This window comes from Shewanella nanhaiensis (assembly GCF_019457885.1).
Classification (GTDB): domain Bacteria; phylum Pseudomonadota; class Gammaproteobacteria; order Enterobacterales; family Shewanellaceae; genus Shewanella; species Shewanella nanhaiensis.
Genome location: NZ_JAHZST010000009.1, coordinates 1 through 14,522, shown reverse-complemented (window position 1 = coordinate 14,522; position 14,522 = coordinate 1). Strand labels below are relative to the sequence as shown.

At 43.9% G+C, this 14,522-nt stretch carries 12 protein-coding genes; 8 read left to right on the top strand and 4 right to left on the bottom strand.

All coding sequences use genetic code 11. The features are described from left to right. The first annotated feature begins 35 nt into the window (after nt 1-35). The 5 genes from ihfB to K0625_RS13200 all read left to right on the top strand — a co-directional run bounded on the left by ihfB (nt 36) and on the right by K0625_RS13200 (nt 3,240). On the top strand, nt 36-323 hold the full coding sequence (gene ihfB / locus K0625_RS13220; RefSeq protein WP_012324933.1) for an integration host factor subunit beta: 288 nt from the start codon (nt 36-38) through the stop codon (nt 321-323). A 122-nt stretch (nt 324-445) separates the two neighbouring features. Further along, nucleotides 446-736 carry a LapA family protein gene (locus tag K0625_RS13215; protein WP_012324934.1) on the top strand — a complete coding sequence of 97 codons (291 nt, stop codon included), beginning with the start codon at nt 446-448 and terminating at the stop codon, nt 734-736. Nucleotide 737: 1 nt separating this feature from the next. Next, nucleotides 738-1,898 carry a lipopolysaccharide assembly protein LapB gene (lapB, locus tag K0625_RS13210; RefSeq protein WP_220110131.1) on the top strand — a complete coding sequence of 387 codons (1,161 nt, stop codon included), beginning with the start codon at nt 738-740 and terminating at the stop codon, nt 1,896-1,898. Between the two features lie 95 nt (nt 1,899-1,993). Further along, a complete protein-coding gene (pyrF, locus tag K0625_RS13205) occupies nt 1,994-2,695 on the top strand; it encodes an orotidine-5'-phosphate decarboxylase (RefSeq protein ID WP_220110130.1) in 702 nt (233 codons plus the stop codon). Between the two features lie 2 nt (nt 2,696-2,697). Then, nucleotides 2,698-3,240, top strand: coding sequence for a DUF2058 domain-containing protein (locus tag K0625_RS13200; RefSeq protein WP_220110258.1), 543 nt, complete (start codon nt 2,698-2,700; stop codon nt 3,238-3,240). A 79-nt stretch (nt 3,241-3,319) separates the two neighbouring features. Here K0625_RS13200 and K0625_RS13195 read toward each other — a convergent pair whose 3' ends face one another. From K0625_RS13195 to K0625_RS13180, 4 genes are all read right to left on the bottom strand, one after another. Next, nucleotides 3,320-3,658 carry a hypothetical protein gene (locus tag K0625_RS13195; protein WP_220110129.1) on the bottom strand — a complete coding sequence of 113 codons (339 nt, stop codon included), beginning with the start codon at nt 3,656-3,658 and terminating at the stop codon, nt 3,320-3,322. A gap of 16 nt (nt 3,659-3,674) precedes the next feature. Further along, nucleotides 3,675-5,819, bottom strand: coding sequence for a lipoxygenase family protein (locus K0625_RS13190; RefSeq protein ID WP_220110128.1), 2,145 nt, complete (start codon nt 5,817-5,819; stop codon nt 3,675-3,677). A gap of 124 nt (nt 5,820-5,943) precedes the next feature. Beyond that, nucleotides 5,944-7,299, bottom strand: a complete 1,356-nt coding sequence (locus K0625_RS13185) for a DUF1329 domain-containing protein (protein WP_220110127.1) — start codon at nt 7,297-7,299, stop codon at nt 5,944-5,946. A gap of 23 nt (nt 7,300-7,322) precedes the next feature. After that, on the bottom strand, nt 7,323-9,143 hold the full coding sequence (locus K0625_RS13180; protein WP_220110126.1) for a DUF1302 domain-containing protein: 1,821 nt from the start codon (nt 9,141-9,143) through the stop codon (nt 7,323-7,325). A 438-nt stretch (nt 9,144-9,581) separates the two neighbouring features. Here K0625_RS13180 and K0625_RS13175 point away from each other — a divergent pair, with 438 nt between their 5' ends. The 3 genes from K0625_RS13175 (at nt 9,582) to K0625_RS13165 (ending at nt 14,299) form a co-directional block, all read left to right on the top strand. Beyond that, nucleotides 9,582-10,625 carry an AraC family transcriptional regulator gene (locus K0625_RS13175; protein WP_220110125.1) on the top strand — a complete coding sequence of 348 codons (1,044 nt, stop codon included), beginning with the start codon at nt 9,582-9,584 and terminating at the stop codon, nt 10,623-10,625. A 228-nt stretch (nt 10,626-10,853) separates the two neighbouring features. After that, nucleotides 10,854-12,425, top strand: coding sequence for an AMP-binding protein (locus K0625_RS13170; protein ID WP_220110124.1), 1,572 nt, complete (start codon nt 10,854-10,856; stop codon nt 12,423-12,425). 116 nt (nt 12,426-12,541) lie between these two features. Beyond that, on the top strand, nt 12,542-14,299 hold the full coding sequence (locus K0625_RS13165) for an acyl-CoA dehydrogenase family protein (protein WP_220110123.1): 1,758 nt from the start codon (nt 12,542-12,544) through the stop codon (nt 14,297-14,299). Nucleotides 14,300-14,522: the final 223 nt, after the last annotated feature.

Sequence of the window (14,522 nt, the reverse complement as noted above, 5' to 3'; positions counted from 1 at the left end):
GTGACTGTGTTGGGCTTGATAATAGAGGGTATAGGATGACCAAATCCGAACTGATCGAAAAACTCGCCATGAGGCAGTCGCAGCTGTCGGCTAAAGAAGTGGAAAGTGCAATTAAAGAGATGTTAGAGCAGATGGCTCAAACATTAGAAGGCGGTGATCGTATAGAGATCCGTGGCTTTGGTAGCTTTTCTCTCCATTTCCGTGCACCGCGTACTGGCCGTAATCCAAAAACTGGAACCTCAGTTGAGCTGGATGGCAAATATGTACCGCACTTTAAGCCAGGTAAAGAACTGCGCGAACGTGTCGATGCGATAAACGTTTAATCAGCATAGTTTCAAAAGCCTCCGAATGGAGGCTTTTTTATGCCTATAATTCAGTAATCTCTAGCTAGTTGAGTCAAATTCTTAGATAATCATATGATATCAATGGATGTGTGGAGCGAAACGTGAAGTCTTTTATCATTACAGTGTTAGTGGCACTGTTTTTCTTTCTGGCTCTCATATTCGGTGCTCGTAATGAGCAAGTGGTGACAATTAGCTATTTCATCGCTCAGGGAGAGTTCAGATTACCTATTGTGTTGGCCGTTGTTTTTCTTGCCGGATTCCTTATTAGCTGGATCTTTGCTATGTACCACATTGCAAAGCTTAAACTTGCACTTCGAACTCTGAATAAAAAAAATCAGCAGCTTGAGAGCCAAACAAGCGATACCACTTCAGTGCAGGAAGTAGACGCCTAATATGCTAGAAATACTGTTTCTGTTACTTCCCATTGCCGCTGGTTACGGTTGGTATATGGGGCGTCGAAGTGTCAGACATAAGCAGAGTAGTGATCGTAAAAAGTTAAGTCGGGATTATTTTACTGGTTTAAATTTTCTTCTTTCCAATGAGTCTGATAAAGCGGTTGATCTGTTTATCTCCATGCTCGATGTCGATGATGACACCATAGATACCCACCTTTCCCTTGGCTCCTTGTTCAGAAAACGTGGTGAAGTCGATCGCTCCATTCGCATTCATCAAAATTTGATCGCAAGACCTAGCCTCGGCAATGAGCAACGTGATATTGCCATGATGGAACTAGGCAAGGATTATCAAGCTGCTGGCTTTTATGATCGTGCAGAGGAGATATTTCTTAATCTGGTGAAACAGGAAGATCACAGTGAGGTGGCTGAAGAGCATCTGATTGATATCTACCAGATAACGAAAGATTGGCAGAAAGCGATCAATATCATTAAAACGCTTAAACGCAAACGTCAGCAGTGTTTTAAGCACAACACCGCACATTTTTACTGTGAACTCGCCGATGAGGAAACTGAGAGTAGTGAACAAGTTAAATTACTACAATCAGCCATTAAATTGGACTCAAAATGTGGTAGGGCAATTCTCACGCTCGCCAGACAATATCTTGAGTTAGGTGAATTATCCAAATGCATTGAGATGCTCACAAAGCTTATCGATGCCGATATTGACCTAGTTCCCGATGCATTATCTACCGCGAAACAGGCCTTTATTAAAAAAGGAGATCGAGTGGGTTACTGTGAATACCTCCGCCTTGCGCTTTCTGAGGGAGCTGGCGCCAGTGTGGCTGTTAACCTAGCCCACAACTTGATTGAACAGGGCGAGCACAAAGAAGCTGAGAAACTAATTTTAGATGGCTTGTATCGTAATCCGACAATGAAGAGTTTTCAGCACTTAATGCAGATGCATGTACAGCAAGCTGAAGAGGGACAAGCGAAAACGAGTTTAACCATGTTAGAGAAGCTGGTTGAACAGCAGATTAAGTATCGCCCTGGTTACCGGTGCAGTGAATGCGGTTTTCCCTCCCACAGCCTTTATTGGCATTGTCCCTCTTGTAAAAACTGGGGCAGTGTTAAGCGCATTCGTGGATTAGACGGTGAATGATCCTAATAAATTGTACCGTTTTGAAATATTGATAAATATTGGGTAATGGGCCCACGCAATAAGTAAAAATATACCGCAAAGCAAATGGAGAAATAATGAGTAATAAACCAATTTTAGTCGCCTTAGATTTTGATGATAAAAACGCTGCTTTGCAATTAGTCGATAAGCTCGATCCAAACATGTGTCGCCTAAAAGTTGGCAAAGAGATGTTTACTCTTTTCGGGCCACAACTGGTTAAAGATATCCACCGCCGTGGCTTCGATCTCTTTCTTGATCTAAAATTCCATGATATTCCAAATACAGTCGCAAAAGCCGTTGCATCGGCGGCTGAGTTAGGTGTTTGGATGACAAACATTCATGCTAGTGGTGGTCTTGCCATGATGGAAGCGGCTAAAAAAGCACTCGTTCCATACGGTGACGATGCTCCATTACTGATTGCTGTTACTGTGTTGACTTCAATGAGCGATGAGGAGCTTAAGCTGATTGGGATTGATGTGCCAGCTTTTGAGCATGTTCAACGACTTGCTAAACTGACGCAAAAAGCCGGACTCGACGGTGTGGTATGTTCAGCACATGAAGCTGAGATATTAAAATCCTCTTTGGGTGATTCATTTAAGTTAGTCACACCAGGTATACGCCCAGTTGGTGCAGATAAAGGCGATCAGCACAGAATTATGACACCGCCCCAAGCGATTGCAGCAGGCTCAGATTACTTAGTGATTGGGCGACCTATTACAAAAGCTGCCGATCCACTTGCGGCGCTAACGGCAATTCATCAATCGATTCAAGTGAGTTAATGATGGCAAATCCATTTCAAGAGCAGCTCCTTAAAGCAGGGCTGGTTAGTAAGCAAAAAGTACAAAAAGCAAAAACCCAGAAAAGACGTGATCGTAAGGCTAAAGTTGATGACGGCTCAGCAGAGCTAAAGCAGCAGATCGCTCAGCAGAAGCAAGCACAAGCAGCAAAAGACAAAGCGTTAAATGAACAGCGCTTTGAAGCTGCATCCGAGAAAGGCTTGGTTCGTGGTTTAGTGACAGAGTTTAAACGTTTAGCGATTAAGACACCTCAAAACGCAGAAGTTAAGTTTAACTATACGTTTGAGAATAAGATCTTTTCTCTGTATGTCGATGATAAATTGCAAAGTCAACTGCTCAATGGCCAGCTTGGTATTGTTCGTCATGAACAGAGCAGTTACTTAGTACCACATAAATTAGCCGAGCGAGTTAATTTACTGGTGCCTGAGTGGTGTGGTTATCTGTGGGTTCAGGATGATACAAGCCAAGTGGTCGAAGAGGATGATCCATATGCTGACTATGTGATCCCAGACGATCTGATGTGGTAAAGCTTTTCCTCATTTAACATTAAAAAAAGGATATTCATTGCTGAATATCCTTTTTCTTTTTAGCTCGTTCTAGGCTGTTTTAGGCTAACAGTGAAGCATGAAGACTACGTATAAATAGTTTAACTAAACGATACTCGCCATTTGCTTTTGCAAACTCCTTTTTATAGTTTAGATCGCCATTGAGTGCGACAAACTCCTGTGCAAACTCAATGATATTCTCCTGCTCAACTTTTTTTGAGCGTTTCGTATGTTTCGTTAGCACTTGAACGATAAACTCAACCGATGCCTCTCTCTCTGGTTTCAGAACTTCAGATTGTGTTGCCATCCCAATGGCAATATTAGGGGTAACAGCGGCCATTGCGGTAATAGATAAACTTGACTTGATAACGCTGCGTCTTCCGACTTTTTTATTCAACATTATGGCTCTCCTAGTATTAGTTCCAAGGGCTGACAGTGATACTTGACGGCATCATCAACTCATAACCCCATCGTCTCTGTCTGTTCTTCTCTTCAATCCCTGTATTGAGGTTTTTTAATCGAGTTTGGAAGCGACTCAGGTGAGGGTATACATCTGGATCGTGCATAAACTGACCTTTAGGATACTTTCCTAATGAACGGTGCCACTTATTAGGAAGGTCAACAAAGATCCGTGAGAAGACGAAGAGCCCCATACCAGCATTTAACGGAGGACAGACATTTAGCCAGTCTTGCTGTGATTTGACTTCATCATTGCGCGGGGTTCTGTCGGAGTAATAGCCTAGTGAGCCCAGCTTAATAAAAGAGGGAAAACGGTCTAGAGCGTGATTAACTGACATCCAATAGATTAGGCGAGTAACCGTATCGACTAATGTGTCGAATAGCAGAATTTGCGATGGGAAACCATTCACACCAGCTTCATTGACGGTCTCCTGACAGAAATTTTGCAACTCAATATCTTCAGCCACGTCACTGTCATTAGCATAATAAAGTGACAGGTAACTCTCTACCCAATCGTGAATGATAGGGTACATGCCGTTATCATCATGGATGGGAAAATCTGATATGGCATCAAACTCACTATGCTGGTTACGCTCTATTGGTGTCGAGTCAGTGATAAAGTGGTATTCACTAGCACGCCTTAAGGTACTTTCTACAAAAGCTTCACTGGTAAACCCTGATAAACGCTCAATGGCACCGGTTAATAAGCCATCGTAGCCGTTACCATACTCGCCATCTTGTAGTGGGAACTGAACATCACTGAATACACCAATATGATTATTCATGATAAGCGACATAAAATGAGTTTCAAGTAGCGCCGTTAATGGATGCTGTTTGGGAATGGTACGATAAAATGCAATAGGAATAGGCCCCAGGTAGATATGGGTAGAGAGGTGGTCGACAACCGAGGCCATAGAGTGTGCGGTTGTAAGCGTGCTCTTAGCCATCTGCCATGACCAGTAATCATTGTTTGGTGTTAGGATCTGCGATAAAGGCCTTGCAGGATTTTGGATATTGAGAAACTTCCACCAGAACCACTCGCCGAAATCAGCCGGTTGATCTTGGGTTGACTGTATGGCGATAGTTTTCAACGCTCCCCCTGATTTTGGGACAGCGAACAAACCGATTGAGGCATGAAGTCGAGCGCCGTAGGCCTCAGTAGGTCTTGAGTTAACAAATTCATCGTGAAACTCACCATAATTGACGATAAACACACGCCCCTCATTCATGGCCGTGTCTAAATCGTCGTTTGCAAATGCTGGCGTACTTCTAAAGTGTGTATTTGTTACTGGGAAATTGCTTAGGTGCTGAGTATAGGGTTTTAAACGAGAGTAGGGGGAAGCTGGGGAGAGTTGCAGCCAACCCATGAGATCGTCATCGAAGATATCGCTGTCATAGGCCTGTTTTGGGTATCTTTGCTGATTATCTGGAAAGAAGTTTAGCTCCTCAATGTTGATGGCTTTTCGTTGAGGGAAGAGGGTTAAAATCGGATCAATGATCTCCAGTTTAAAACTGTCAGGATCGTTATCGGTAAAGTTCTGTACAACAATGTTCAGCAGATCGGCAAAGTTGAGTAAAATTGTTGGATTTAGTATAAATGCCCATAGGTGTTTAGCTACATACTCAGGTACCGCTTCAAATATGTCGGTACCATCATCGCCAGGATCTGTGTCATTGACGCCAAAGTCATCCTCTTGAGCTCGAGCATTTCGCTCCTCTTGTGTGCCTCTGAGCACCCAATGAGTGTTATTAGATACATCTTCTGAGAGTATATTGCCATGCACGACTGCGCCATTAACTCGGCTGGCATCAAACCAGTTGTTCTCCTTCGCTGTGGCAAGTTCAGCCTCACGCTCTAATCGATTTGATTGCTCCGCGTTTTGATAAAGGCTTGGATAAGGGTACTCTGGAAGTTCACGGTGTGTAGCCCCAAGGCCAATAGGCCAAGGTTTTGAGATTGAGAGTATGTGGGGGAGTTCAAACGTTCGGGTTCCCACTGAGGAGAGCTGCCTGTTTTCAAGTTGTTCCTTAAAATTGTCCAGCTCTCTCTTTACGCTCTGATAGCTTTGTGTTCTCCGTTTACCTCTTATTTTTATGCTCATAGTGTCATCCTTCGCAGCAGCGAGTTTAATGTCAAAGCAGGACAGTCACGACCAAGATACTCAAGGTTGGCTCCCAAAATTATTTAGTTTGGGTATTGTGACCGTCCGATGGGTTTAGTTGGGGTTAGCGGCCTACACGTCTTAGGGCCGCTGAGGTAAAGTCCTTTCTTGTTGCCTTACCTCCCCATTTTATAAAGCTAGGCTCTTCATTACTTAGGCCTGTCACTAGGTAACGACCTGAATCGAGATCGTGGAGTGTTTCAGCCACCATCCATGGGGTGTCTACATCGTAGAACTGAATGTTGTGGGCTTCTGACATTTTCCACAGTTCACCGCGATTATCGAAATGGTCAATCACAGATGCTCCCCATGAATCTTCATCGATATACAGAGTTCGTTTTGAATAGATGTGGCGAGAGCCTGACTTGATATTAGCCTCAACAACCCACACCCGATGGAGCTCATATCGAAGGTAGTCGGGGTTAAGGTGGCCGGCACCAATCAGCTCATCATACTCAAGTTCAGTGTTAAGAAGTGGGTAGGCGTTATAGGGGATATAGATCTCCTTTTTCCCTTTTAACGTCCACTCATAACGATCTGGTGAGCCGTTGTACATATCATAATTATCAGTGGTTCTAAGGCCATCGGTACCTGCACCAGGCCCATCGTATGCAACGTTGGGCGCGCGTCTTACACGGCGTTGGCCTGAGTTATAGACCCAAGCGCGTCTGGCTTCTTCAAACTGATCTATGGTTTCATGTATAAGCAGAGCCGTACCAGTTAACCTCGCTGGCGCTGTGATCCGCTGCAGATAGTAAAACAGTACATTCTTATCTTTATCGGTATCACGGCCACCCTCTAAGTACTCAGGCCAAACTAGGCGGTCGGTGATCTTAACGGGCACAAACGCACCACCAGATTGAACAGGGATGGCAGTTGCAACACGTACAGCAGAGCCGCCCCTAAAGCGAGTAATATGATTCCAGACCACTTCTAGTCCGTTGTTTGGAATGGGAAAGGGGATAGTGGTATCGAAATCCACGAGTCCATAGCCGCTCTCAATCAAAGATGCGCTTTGGGCATTTTGCTCAATGAGGGGGTAGATAGAATCTGGATAAGCTACTGTTCTATGGGTTTTATAGACTGGCATCTGATAATCAGGGTACTTCTTGAACATGGCGACCTGGCCTTGGGTCAGATTATCCTGATAATTAGCCATATTCTTAGCGGTAATGGTAAATAGTGGCTTCTCGTCGGCAAAAGGATCGACAGGTCTTCCTGAGTCGGGGCTTTTGGGCATATTTTGGCTGTTTAGTCCACCAGTCCAAGCTGGAATGGTGCCGGCTTCATTTGCAGCCATCTCTGCGCCCAATGGAGTGAGTTCTTTACCTATTTTGCTCGCCTCTTCGGGAGATACTTTGGCGGTTACGTTCAGACTCACTAAGGTAAGCAGAGCTGGTATGAGTGTGAGATATTTCATCTTATATTCTCTTATCCAATTAATTAGTAGGAGATATCTAGGCTAAGAGCTAAGAAATCTTTATCTTGTAGTGTGTTATGGCTACCACCGGAAAAGGATTTGTAGCTTAAAGTTGTGGCGTATTTTTGAAGGTATGAGGCTTCTAATGCGATGCCGATTGCTCGGCTACCTTCGTTAAACTGCTGCCCTGGTGCTGGTGAGTTTCCATCAACGTCATGAGACCAAGACAGTGTCGGCTTAAATGAGATCCCAGCGACTAAATCAGGGTATTCCCATACGGCATTTAAGCGATAACCCCATGCGGTGTCAGTGGTAAAACCTTCATCCTGACAATCTGAGCCTATGGCGCCTGCAACCACTAAATTAGTACAGTTTATCCCATTGCCGAGATCGAAATTGGCTAGACCAAAAACAGTGTTACGGCCATACCTTTGGTTTGAGTCCTCCACACCGTCGGTATGAACAAAGCCTATCTCGCCTATCAGAGATAACCTTGATGCCCCCATAAACTGCTCAATAAACTGAATACCGGTTAACTGAATTTGAGTCACATCAAACTCATCGTAACCTTTGGCCACACCGCCTTTCTCTGTTGCTAGCACTCGCGGTGTATAACGAAAAATGGGTGATTCACTGAGTACACCATTGAGGATCTCTGCACCATTAATCTGGACCGGAGAGTCTGGCTTGTATGAGATCTCACCGGATACGGCAACTCCCTTTATATTGGTGGCGAAACTTGCGCCAAAAAATTGTAGATCTTCTGGGAACTCAACCTGATAAGCGGGGTTCAGTGCTGCAAGACTTCCACCAGTTGGATCCAATGAACTCGGAATAAAGACATCCGTCACACCAGGTATAGTAGTGGTAGCGCTACGTACGGCGTTAATCATGGGAACACGTGAGTGGATATTGAGGTAGTAAAGTCCAAACTCTGTGTCATTAAGGGCTTCGGAGTAATATTTAAGAGATAGACCGTATTGGCCTATATCATCGGGTTCAACATCATCTCTGCGTTTTGCATAGAAGCCTCCCTCAAGTGCTGCTTGGTCATTGACGCTAATGGTGACTGCATTACAGCCATCGGCAACAAAGTCGGCACTGGAAAACAGTGTTCCACAACCATCGATTTGTGTCTTCTCCCACTCAAATTGATAGAAGGCTTCAACAGAGAGTGATTCAGTGACTCCAAGGGACGCGTAAAACATGCCAACAGGCAGATAAGCCTCTTTTAATGTCGCCCCAGGTCGGCGAAATGCACTGACATCGAAAGGGTTGACAGAGTTGATCCCTCCCTGAATAAAGGTACTTTCGCCCCAACTAATCACCTGTCGCCCTAATCTAAGATCTAAGGGCATCTCGCCAATCTCTGTTTGTGTAAACAGATAAGCATCGAGTAGGGTGATCCCAGAGAACTTCGTGTTATCAGCGAAGCCATCATCACTCAGTGGTCTATTGGGTATGTAGCCGTTTACCGAATTACCATGTGGACGATCACCATCAGACAACTCAGTGTCATACCAGTATTTTATGCGAACAAATGCCCCGAAGTTATCCCGTGTCAGTAGGAATTCGTTTGTCCCCTTGATTATTTGAGAGTAGGTATCATGTTTTTCAAAGTTTAGGTTGCCATCATCAGTAGTCATGGTGGCGCCTGTTCCACCATTTTTGCTGCCGATAAACGCAGGATCTTGCCCCGTCATTCTCCAGCTGGCACCCAGTGAAAGCTGCGAATTGATCTGCAATGCTATATCTTTATTTTCACCAAAATAGAAATCGGCTGAGTAAACCGGATGACAAAACATGCTGGCAAAGACGATGAGCACAGGTTTTTTTAATTTCATTTCTAGTACCTTGTTATTATTTTTACCTTTTCAACATACGAGCTTTTTGGTCAAAAAAAATATCAATCCGCGCCAAGTTCTTATCATTCAATCAGTCGTTTGTTTTTAACAAATGACTCAAAATGTTTTTTTCCTAATATTTAGAGTTAGCTAGGAAAGTTTGCTAGAAATAGTGGTTCGATGAGTGGTCGGAACTCAAATGTTAACGGCTTGTAGTTAGTTGTGGCGTGTGGCATCTTGAGTACAGGAGTTCATCATTTACCCCGTAATATGGGAGATGTTGCAGACTATATATGAAGATCAATGACTGATCTGGTGGCTACGGCTTTATGCTAGTTGAGGTCAAGACAGGGAAATAACTGACTTTCCGTTATCAAATCTTTTTCAACTTAAAGCCATTATCTAAGCTCATATCAAACTAACCAAAGAGGGCTGATTTTGGCAGAGTACTACTCAACATTAAGTGGATGGATAATACCTTTTTCAAGAGCGATGGATGCTTGTGATATCGATGCAGATAAAGCTTTTTCTTCCTGTGGAATTGATGCTAATGCGGTAAAAGATCCTGAAGCTAGAATAGGCACACAGAGGTTCGTCGAGCTTTTGGATTACTGCAATGACCTTAGGGAGGTCGATGACTTCTCTATTCAAGTGGGTCAGTACTTTCACCCTGGAATGTTTCATGCGCTAGGCTACGCCATGATGACATCCAATACACTTAAAGATGCCTTAGCCCGAATTGTCACCTATAAGCGAGTGGTATCTAACGCCTGCACACTGGATCTTGATGAAACCCAAGAGCATTTAGTGCTTAAGATGATGGTAAGCACATTCGAGACTACTGGTCGAAAAGTCCTAAGCCGAGAAGCCACTGAAACATTTTTGGCCATTGTGGTGCAATTTACCAGAGAGCTGTTAGGAGTTAATTTTCATCCTAAAAGAGTCATTATTGGTTACGAACAACCACAACATGGCACCCAATACTTAAGTCAGTTTTTTGAGTGTGATGTTGAATTTGGCGATGGTGACTCCTATCTATACTTTGAAAAAGTGCATGCTGAAGAGTACCTCTGTGTCGCAAACCCTATGATCAATGGCATACATGAAAAGATGTTGACGGACTTTCTAAGTCGCATCGATAGGCATGATCTGACCTATGTGATTAAAAATAAAATTTATGAGATCTTACCCTTAGGTGCACCGTCCCAACAGGAGATCGCCGATAAACTGGGGATGAGCTTGCGCAACCTGCAGCGCAAACTACAGGAGCAGGACACTTGCTATAAAACCATTTTAGAGGACACGCGCAAATCATTAACTCTGGATTACATTAAGCAAGCACATCTGAGCTTAAGTGAAATTGGTTATCTGGTTGGCTTCTCCAGTGTCGGTAATTTTAATCGTGCATTTAAACGTTGGACGAACTTAACACCTGGAGAGTACAGAAGAAACTATATCTCCGACGGAAATATTCGTAACTAGTTAGTTTAAAATAATTAACTCTATTTCACTCCCTCCTATTTAACAATCTTGTTTATCAAAATATGACAAGCATTTGGCGCGTTTAGCGTATCAATTCCACCTTTAGTTTAGCAAACTGGTGTTTCCTACTTTTTCATCTCCTGTTTATTTGGTTGAGCATTAAAACAACTAAACTTTGTCGCCATTAAACAGATTATTTACGCCTCAGTCTTGGGCAAAGGAAACAGAATGAGTCAGTTATTCGACAGTAAGATTGAAGATTTAGCCAGCCTGATTGAGTCTAGTATGAGCAAGTATGGCAAAGCACCTGCCTTTGAGTGTTTTGGTCAAACCCTCACTTTTGAAGAGTTGGAACGTCTATCTGGTGCATTAGCTGCGTGGCTGCAACATAGCTCCGGACTCGTTGCCGGTGACAGAATCATTATACAACTGCCTAATATTAACCAATTCCCCATTGCGGTATTTGCAGCGCTTCGCGCCGGACTTGTGGTGGTCAATACCAACCCACTTTATACCCCCCGTGAGATGCTACATCAGTTTACTAATTCAGGCGCTAAGGGGATCATTATCCTACAAGACCTTCTGGGTAAGCTGTCTGAAGTGATAGAGAGCACTGAGATTGGTACTGTCATTGTTACCCACCCGTTAGATCTCATCTCAAAGAAACTTGCCTCACCAGAATGGGGAGTAGGGATGATGGATGCGATCGCGCTTGGGGAAACATATGAGCTTAAGCCTAGATTTAACAAAAATTTAGATGATACTTGCGTTATCCAGTACACAGGCGGCACCACGGGGCCCTCCAAAGGAGCTTGCTTAACTCATCGAAGCATTTTAAGCAATGTAGGGCAGTTTTTTGAACGTATAGATGAAAAGCTTGAAGAGCAAAATGAGATCTTCGTTTGTCCCTTACCCCTTTATCATATCTATGCTTTTGTGGTGAATATGATCATGTTGTTTAGCAAGGGAAACCTAAATTTACTTATCCCTAATCCTAGGGATCTCGATGCTTTAGTGAAGAGCATAGGAGAGCATAAGATCACAGGCTTTAGCGGTATTAACACCCTATTTGTCGGTTTATGTCAGCATTCAGGATTTAAGGCGTTGGATTTTAGCTCCTTAAAGATGACTTTTTCTGGGGGATCGGCGCTATCAATGCATGCGGCTCAAACTTGGCAGAACCTCACAGGCTGCACGGTCAGTGAAGGTTATGGTCTCACCGAAGCTTCTCCGGTTGTTTGCATGAATGAGCCTGGCAATGAACAGCTTGCCTCTGTGGGGAGACCCTTAATCGGTACGCAGGTGGAAATTTGGGATGAGCACGATAGGGTGTTGCCTATTGGTGAGCAGGGGCAGATTGTCGTTAGGGGACCTCAGATCATGAAAGGATATTGGCTGTTACCCGATGAGACTAACAAAGCGATGGCAAAAGATGGCTTTTATCGCACTGGCGATGTGGGTGAGATCAGGCCAAATGGCTGTATTAAAATTGTTGACCGTTTAACTGACATGATCATTGTTTCAGGTTTCAATGTGTACCCTAATGAGGTGGAGGAGGTGTTAGTGAGTCATCCTAGCATCAACGAAGCGGCTGTCGTTGGTGAACCCGATAGTAAGTCTGGGGAGCGAGTTTGTGCCTATGTTACTGTTTTAGATAAAAGTATAGAGATGAAAACCTTGCTTGATTACTGCCGTGAGATGTTAACCGCCTATAAGATCCCTAAGCGTATTATCTTTATGGAATCATTGCCAAAAACAACCGTAGGTAAAATTCTACGCCGAGAACTGAGGCAAACATAAATAGTGGAACAGTTTATTTTGTTTTTGTTAGCAAAAATGTAAAAAACACTTCCTTTTATCCTGTTTTTTGGTGTAAATTGAAACAACTGTTTTAATCTTACGTTTGAGAAATAATAATGAATCCTTACCAAGCTCCGCTAGCTGAAATGAAATTCCTATTAGAGAAGGTTTTTGACGCTCCTCAAACATGGGCGTCACTACCTGAAATCGCTGAGAATGTCGATCTGGATACAGCTGTTGCGATAATGGATGAAGCAGACAAAATAAGTCGTGAGCTTATTCATCCTATTAACCGCAGCGGTGATGAGCAAGGGGTTACACACCAAGATGCTAAGGTGATCACACCAGATGGTTTTAAAGAGGTCTATAGCCAGTATGCTGAAGGCGGCTGGGTTGGCTTCTGTGGTGATCCTGAGTTTGGCGGCATGGGAATGCCTAAAATGTTAGGTGTTTTAGTCGATGAGATGGCCTACAGCGCTTGTAACTCTTTCACTCTCTATGGCTCATTAACAGCCGGGGCCGCATTATGTATCAATGCCCATGGTAGCGATGCGTTAAAAGAGAAGTACTTGCCCATGATGTATAGCGGTGAGTGGGCAGGGGCCATGGACATGACTGAGCCACAAGCGGGTTCAGATCTCCGTAATATCCGCACTAAGGCAACGCCAAATGATGATGGTAGCTACAGCATTACAGGCAGCAAAATTTTTATTACCGGTGGCGATCATGATCTCACCGAGAACGTTATCCACCTTGTATTAGCAAAGCTTCCCGATACTAGCGGGATCTCACTCTTCTTAGTGCCTAAGATTAAAGTCGATGATAAGGGCAACCTAGGTGAAGCCAACGGCGTAACAGTAGGTTCAATTGAACACAAGATGGGACTTAAAGCCTCTGCGACTTGTGTCATGAACTATGATGGTGCCCAAGGTTACCTAATTGGTAAGCCTAACCGTGGACTGGTTTGCATGTTCACCATGATGAACTACGAACGTTTGGCTATCGGTATTCAGGGGTTAGGTACGTCACAAGCTGCGTACCAGATGGCCTCTGACTACGCCAAAGAGCGTGTTCAAGGAGTGGCTGCTGGTGGCTCACCAACAGGAGCGACTAGCGATCCCATTTTAGTTCATGGTGATGTTCGTCGCATGCTGCTAAATATTCGCGTGTTAACCGAAGCGGGACGTGCTCTGTCTGTATTGACTGGCCAGCAACTTGATATTGCTAAGTATGGTGACGGAGAGGCGCAGGCTAAAGCAAACCGTTATGTTGGCCTATTAACCCCTGTATCAAAAGCCTTCTTAAGTGACCGTGGCTTAGATGCAGCCGTTACAGCGCAGCAGGTGTTTGGTGGTCATGGTTATATCCGTGAGACAGGCATAGAGCAGCTGGTACGAGACACACGTATTGCTCAGATCTATGAAGGCACTAATGGTATTCAGGCTATCGATCTCCTTGGACGTAAAGTGACTGGTGATAACTTAGCTGCGTTAACTGAGTTTGTTGCTGAGTGCACCGAAAAGCTCTCTTCGTTAACGCAAGTCGATGAAAGCCATAGGGGCAAGGTACAAGCCCTGTTTGCTGAACTCATGGAAGTGGCTCAAATGGTGAACGATAAAAAACTATCAAACCCTGCAATCATTAATGCTTGTGCTGTGGATTTCCTCGATGCATTTGGTCATGTGGTTTATGGTTATTTCTGGCTACTAATGTCAGATGCTGCATCAGGTGACGTTGACAGTGACTTTGCCTTGCAAAAGCGTTATCTAAGTGATTTTTATATGAGTAAGATGCTACCTAAAGCTAAATATCATTTAACTCAGGTGCGTGAAGGCGAGAGTGCCATCATGGACATTCCTGAAGCACTTTTTTAAATATTTAGATCTTGCTGACATCACCTCTATTGCTATCCATCCATGGGCAATAGACATAAATGTTCCAGACATAAAGGCGAACCTAGGTTCGCCTTGTTTATTTTCAGCCCTAAACCACCTACTTCAGTAGGTGGTTATCATCAATTAGGCTTTGCCTGAATATCTACTCATGTTAATTGAACTCTAACTTTTAGCGAAGTCATAGAGGATAAAAAACATGAGT

What these genes read in the sequence shown, in the direction of transcription:
- ihfB (WP_012324933.1), top strand. Translation starts at nt 36, where the DNA reads ATGACCAAATCCGAACTGATCGAAAAACTCGCCATGAGGCAGTCGCAG.
- lapB (WP_220110131.1), top strand. Translation starts at nt 738, where the DNA reads ATGCTAGAAATACTGTTTCTGTTACTTCCCATTGCCGCTGGTTACGGT.
- pyrF (WP_220110130.1), top strand. Translation starts at nt 1,994, where the DNA reads ATGAGTAATAAACCAATTTTAGTCGCCTTAGATTTTGATGATAAAAAC.
- K0625_RS13200 (WP_220110258.1), top strand. Translation starts at nt 2,698, where the DNA reads ATGGCAAATCCATTTCAAGAGCAGCTCCTTAAAGCAGGGCTGGTTAGT.
- K0625_RS13195 (WP_220110129.1), bottom strand. Translation starts at nt 3,658, where the DNA reads ATGTTGAATAAAAAAGTCGGAAGACGCAGCGTTATCAAGTCAAGTTTA.
- K0625_RS13190 (WP_220110128.1), bottom strand. Translation starts at nt 5,819, where the DNA reads ATGAGCATAAAAATAAGAGGTAAACGGAGAACACAAAGCTATCAGAGC.
- K0625_RS13185 (WP_220110127.1), bottom strand. Translation starts at nt 7,299, where the DNA reads ATGAAATATCTCACACTCATACCAGCTCTGCTTACCTTAGTGAGTCTG.
- K0625_RS13180 (WP_220110126.1), bottom strand. Translation starts at nt 9,143, where the DNA reads ATGAAATTAAAAAAACCTGTGCTCATCGTCTTTGCCAGCATGTTTTGT.
- K0625_RS13170 (WP_220110124.1), top strand. Translation starts at nt 10,854, where the DNA reads ATGAGTCAGTTATTCGACAGTAAGATTGAAGATTTAGCCAGCCTGATT.
- K0625_RS13165 (WP_220110123.1), top strand. Translation starts at nt 12,542, where the DNA reads ATGAATCCTTACCAAGCTCCGCTAGCTGAAATGAAATTCCTATTAGAG.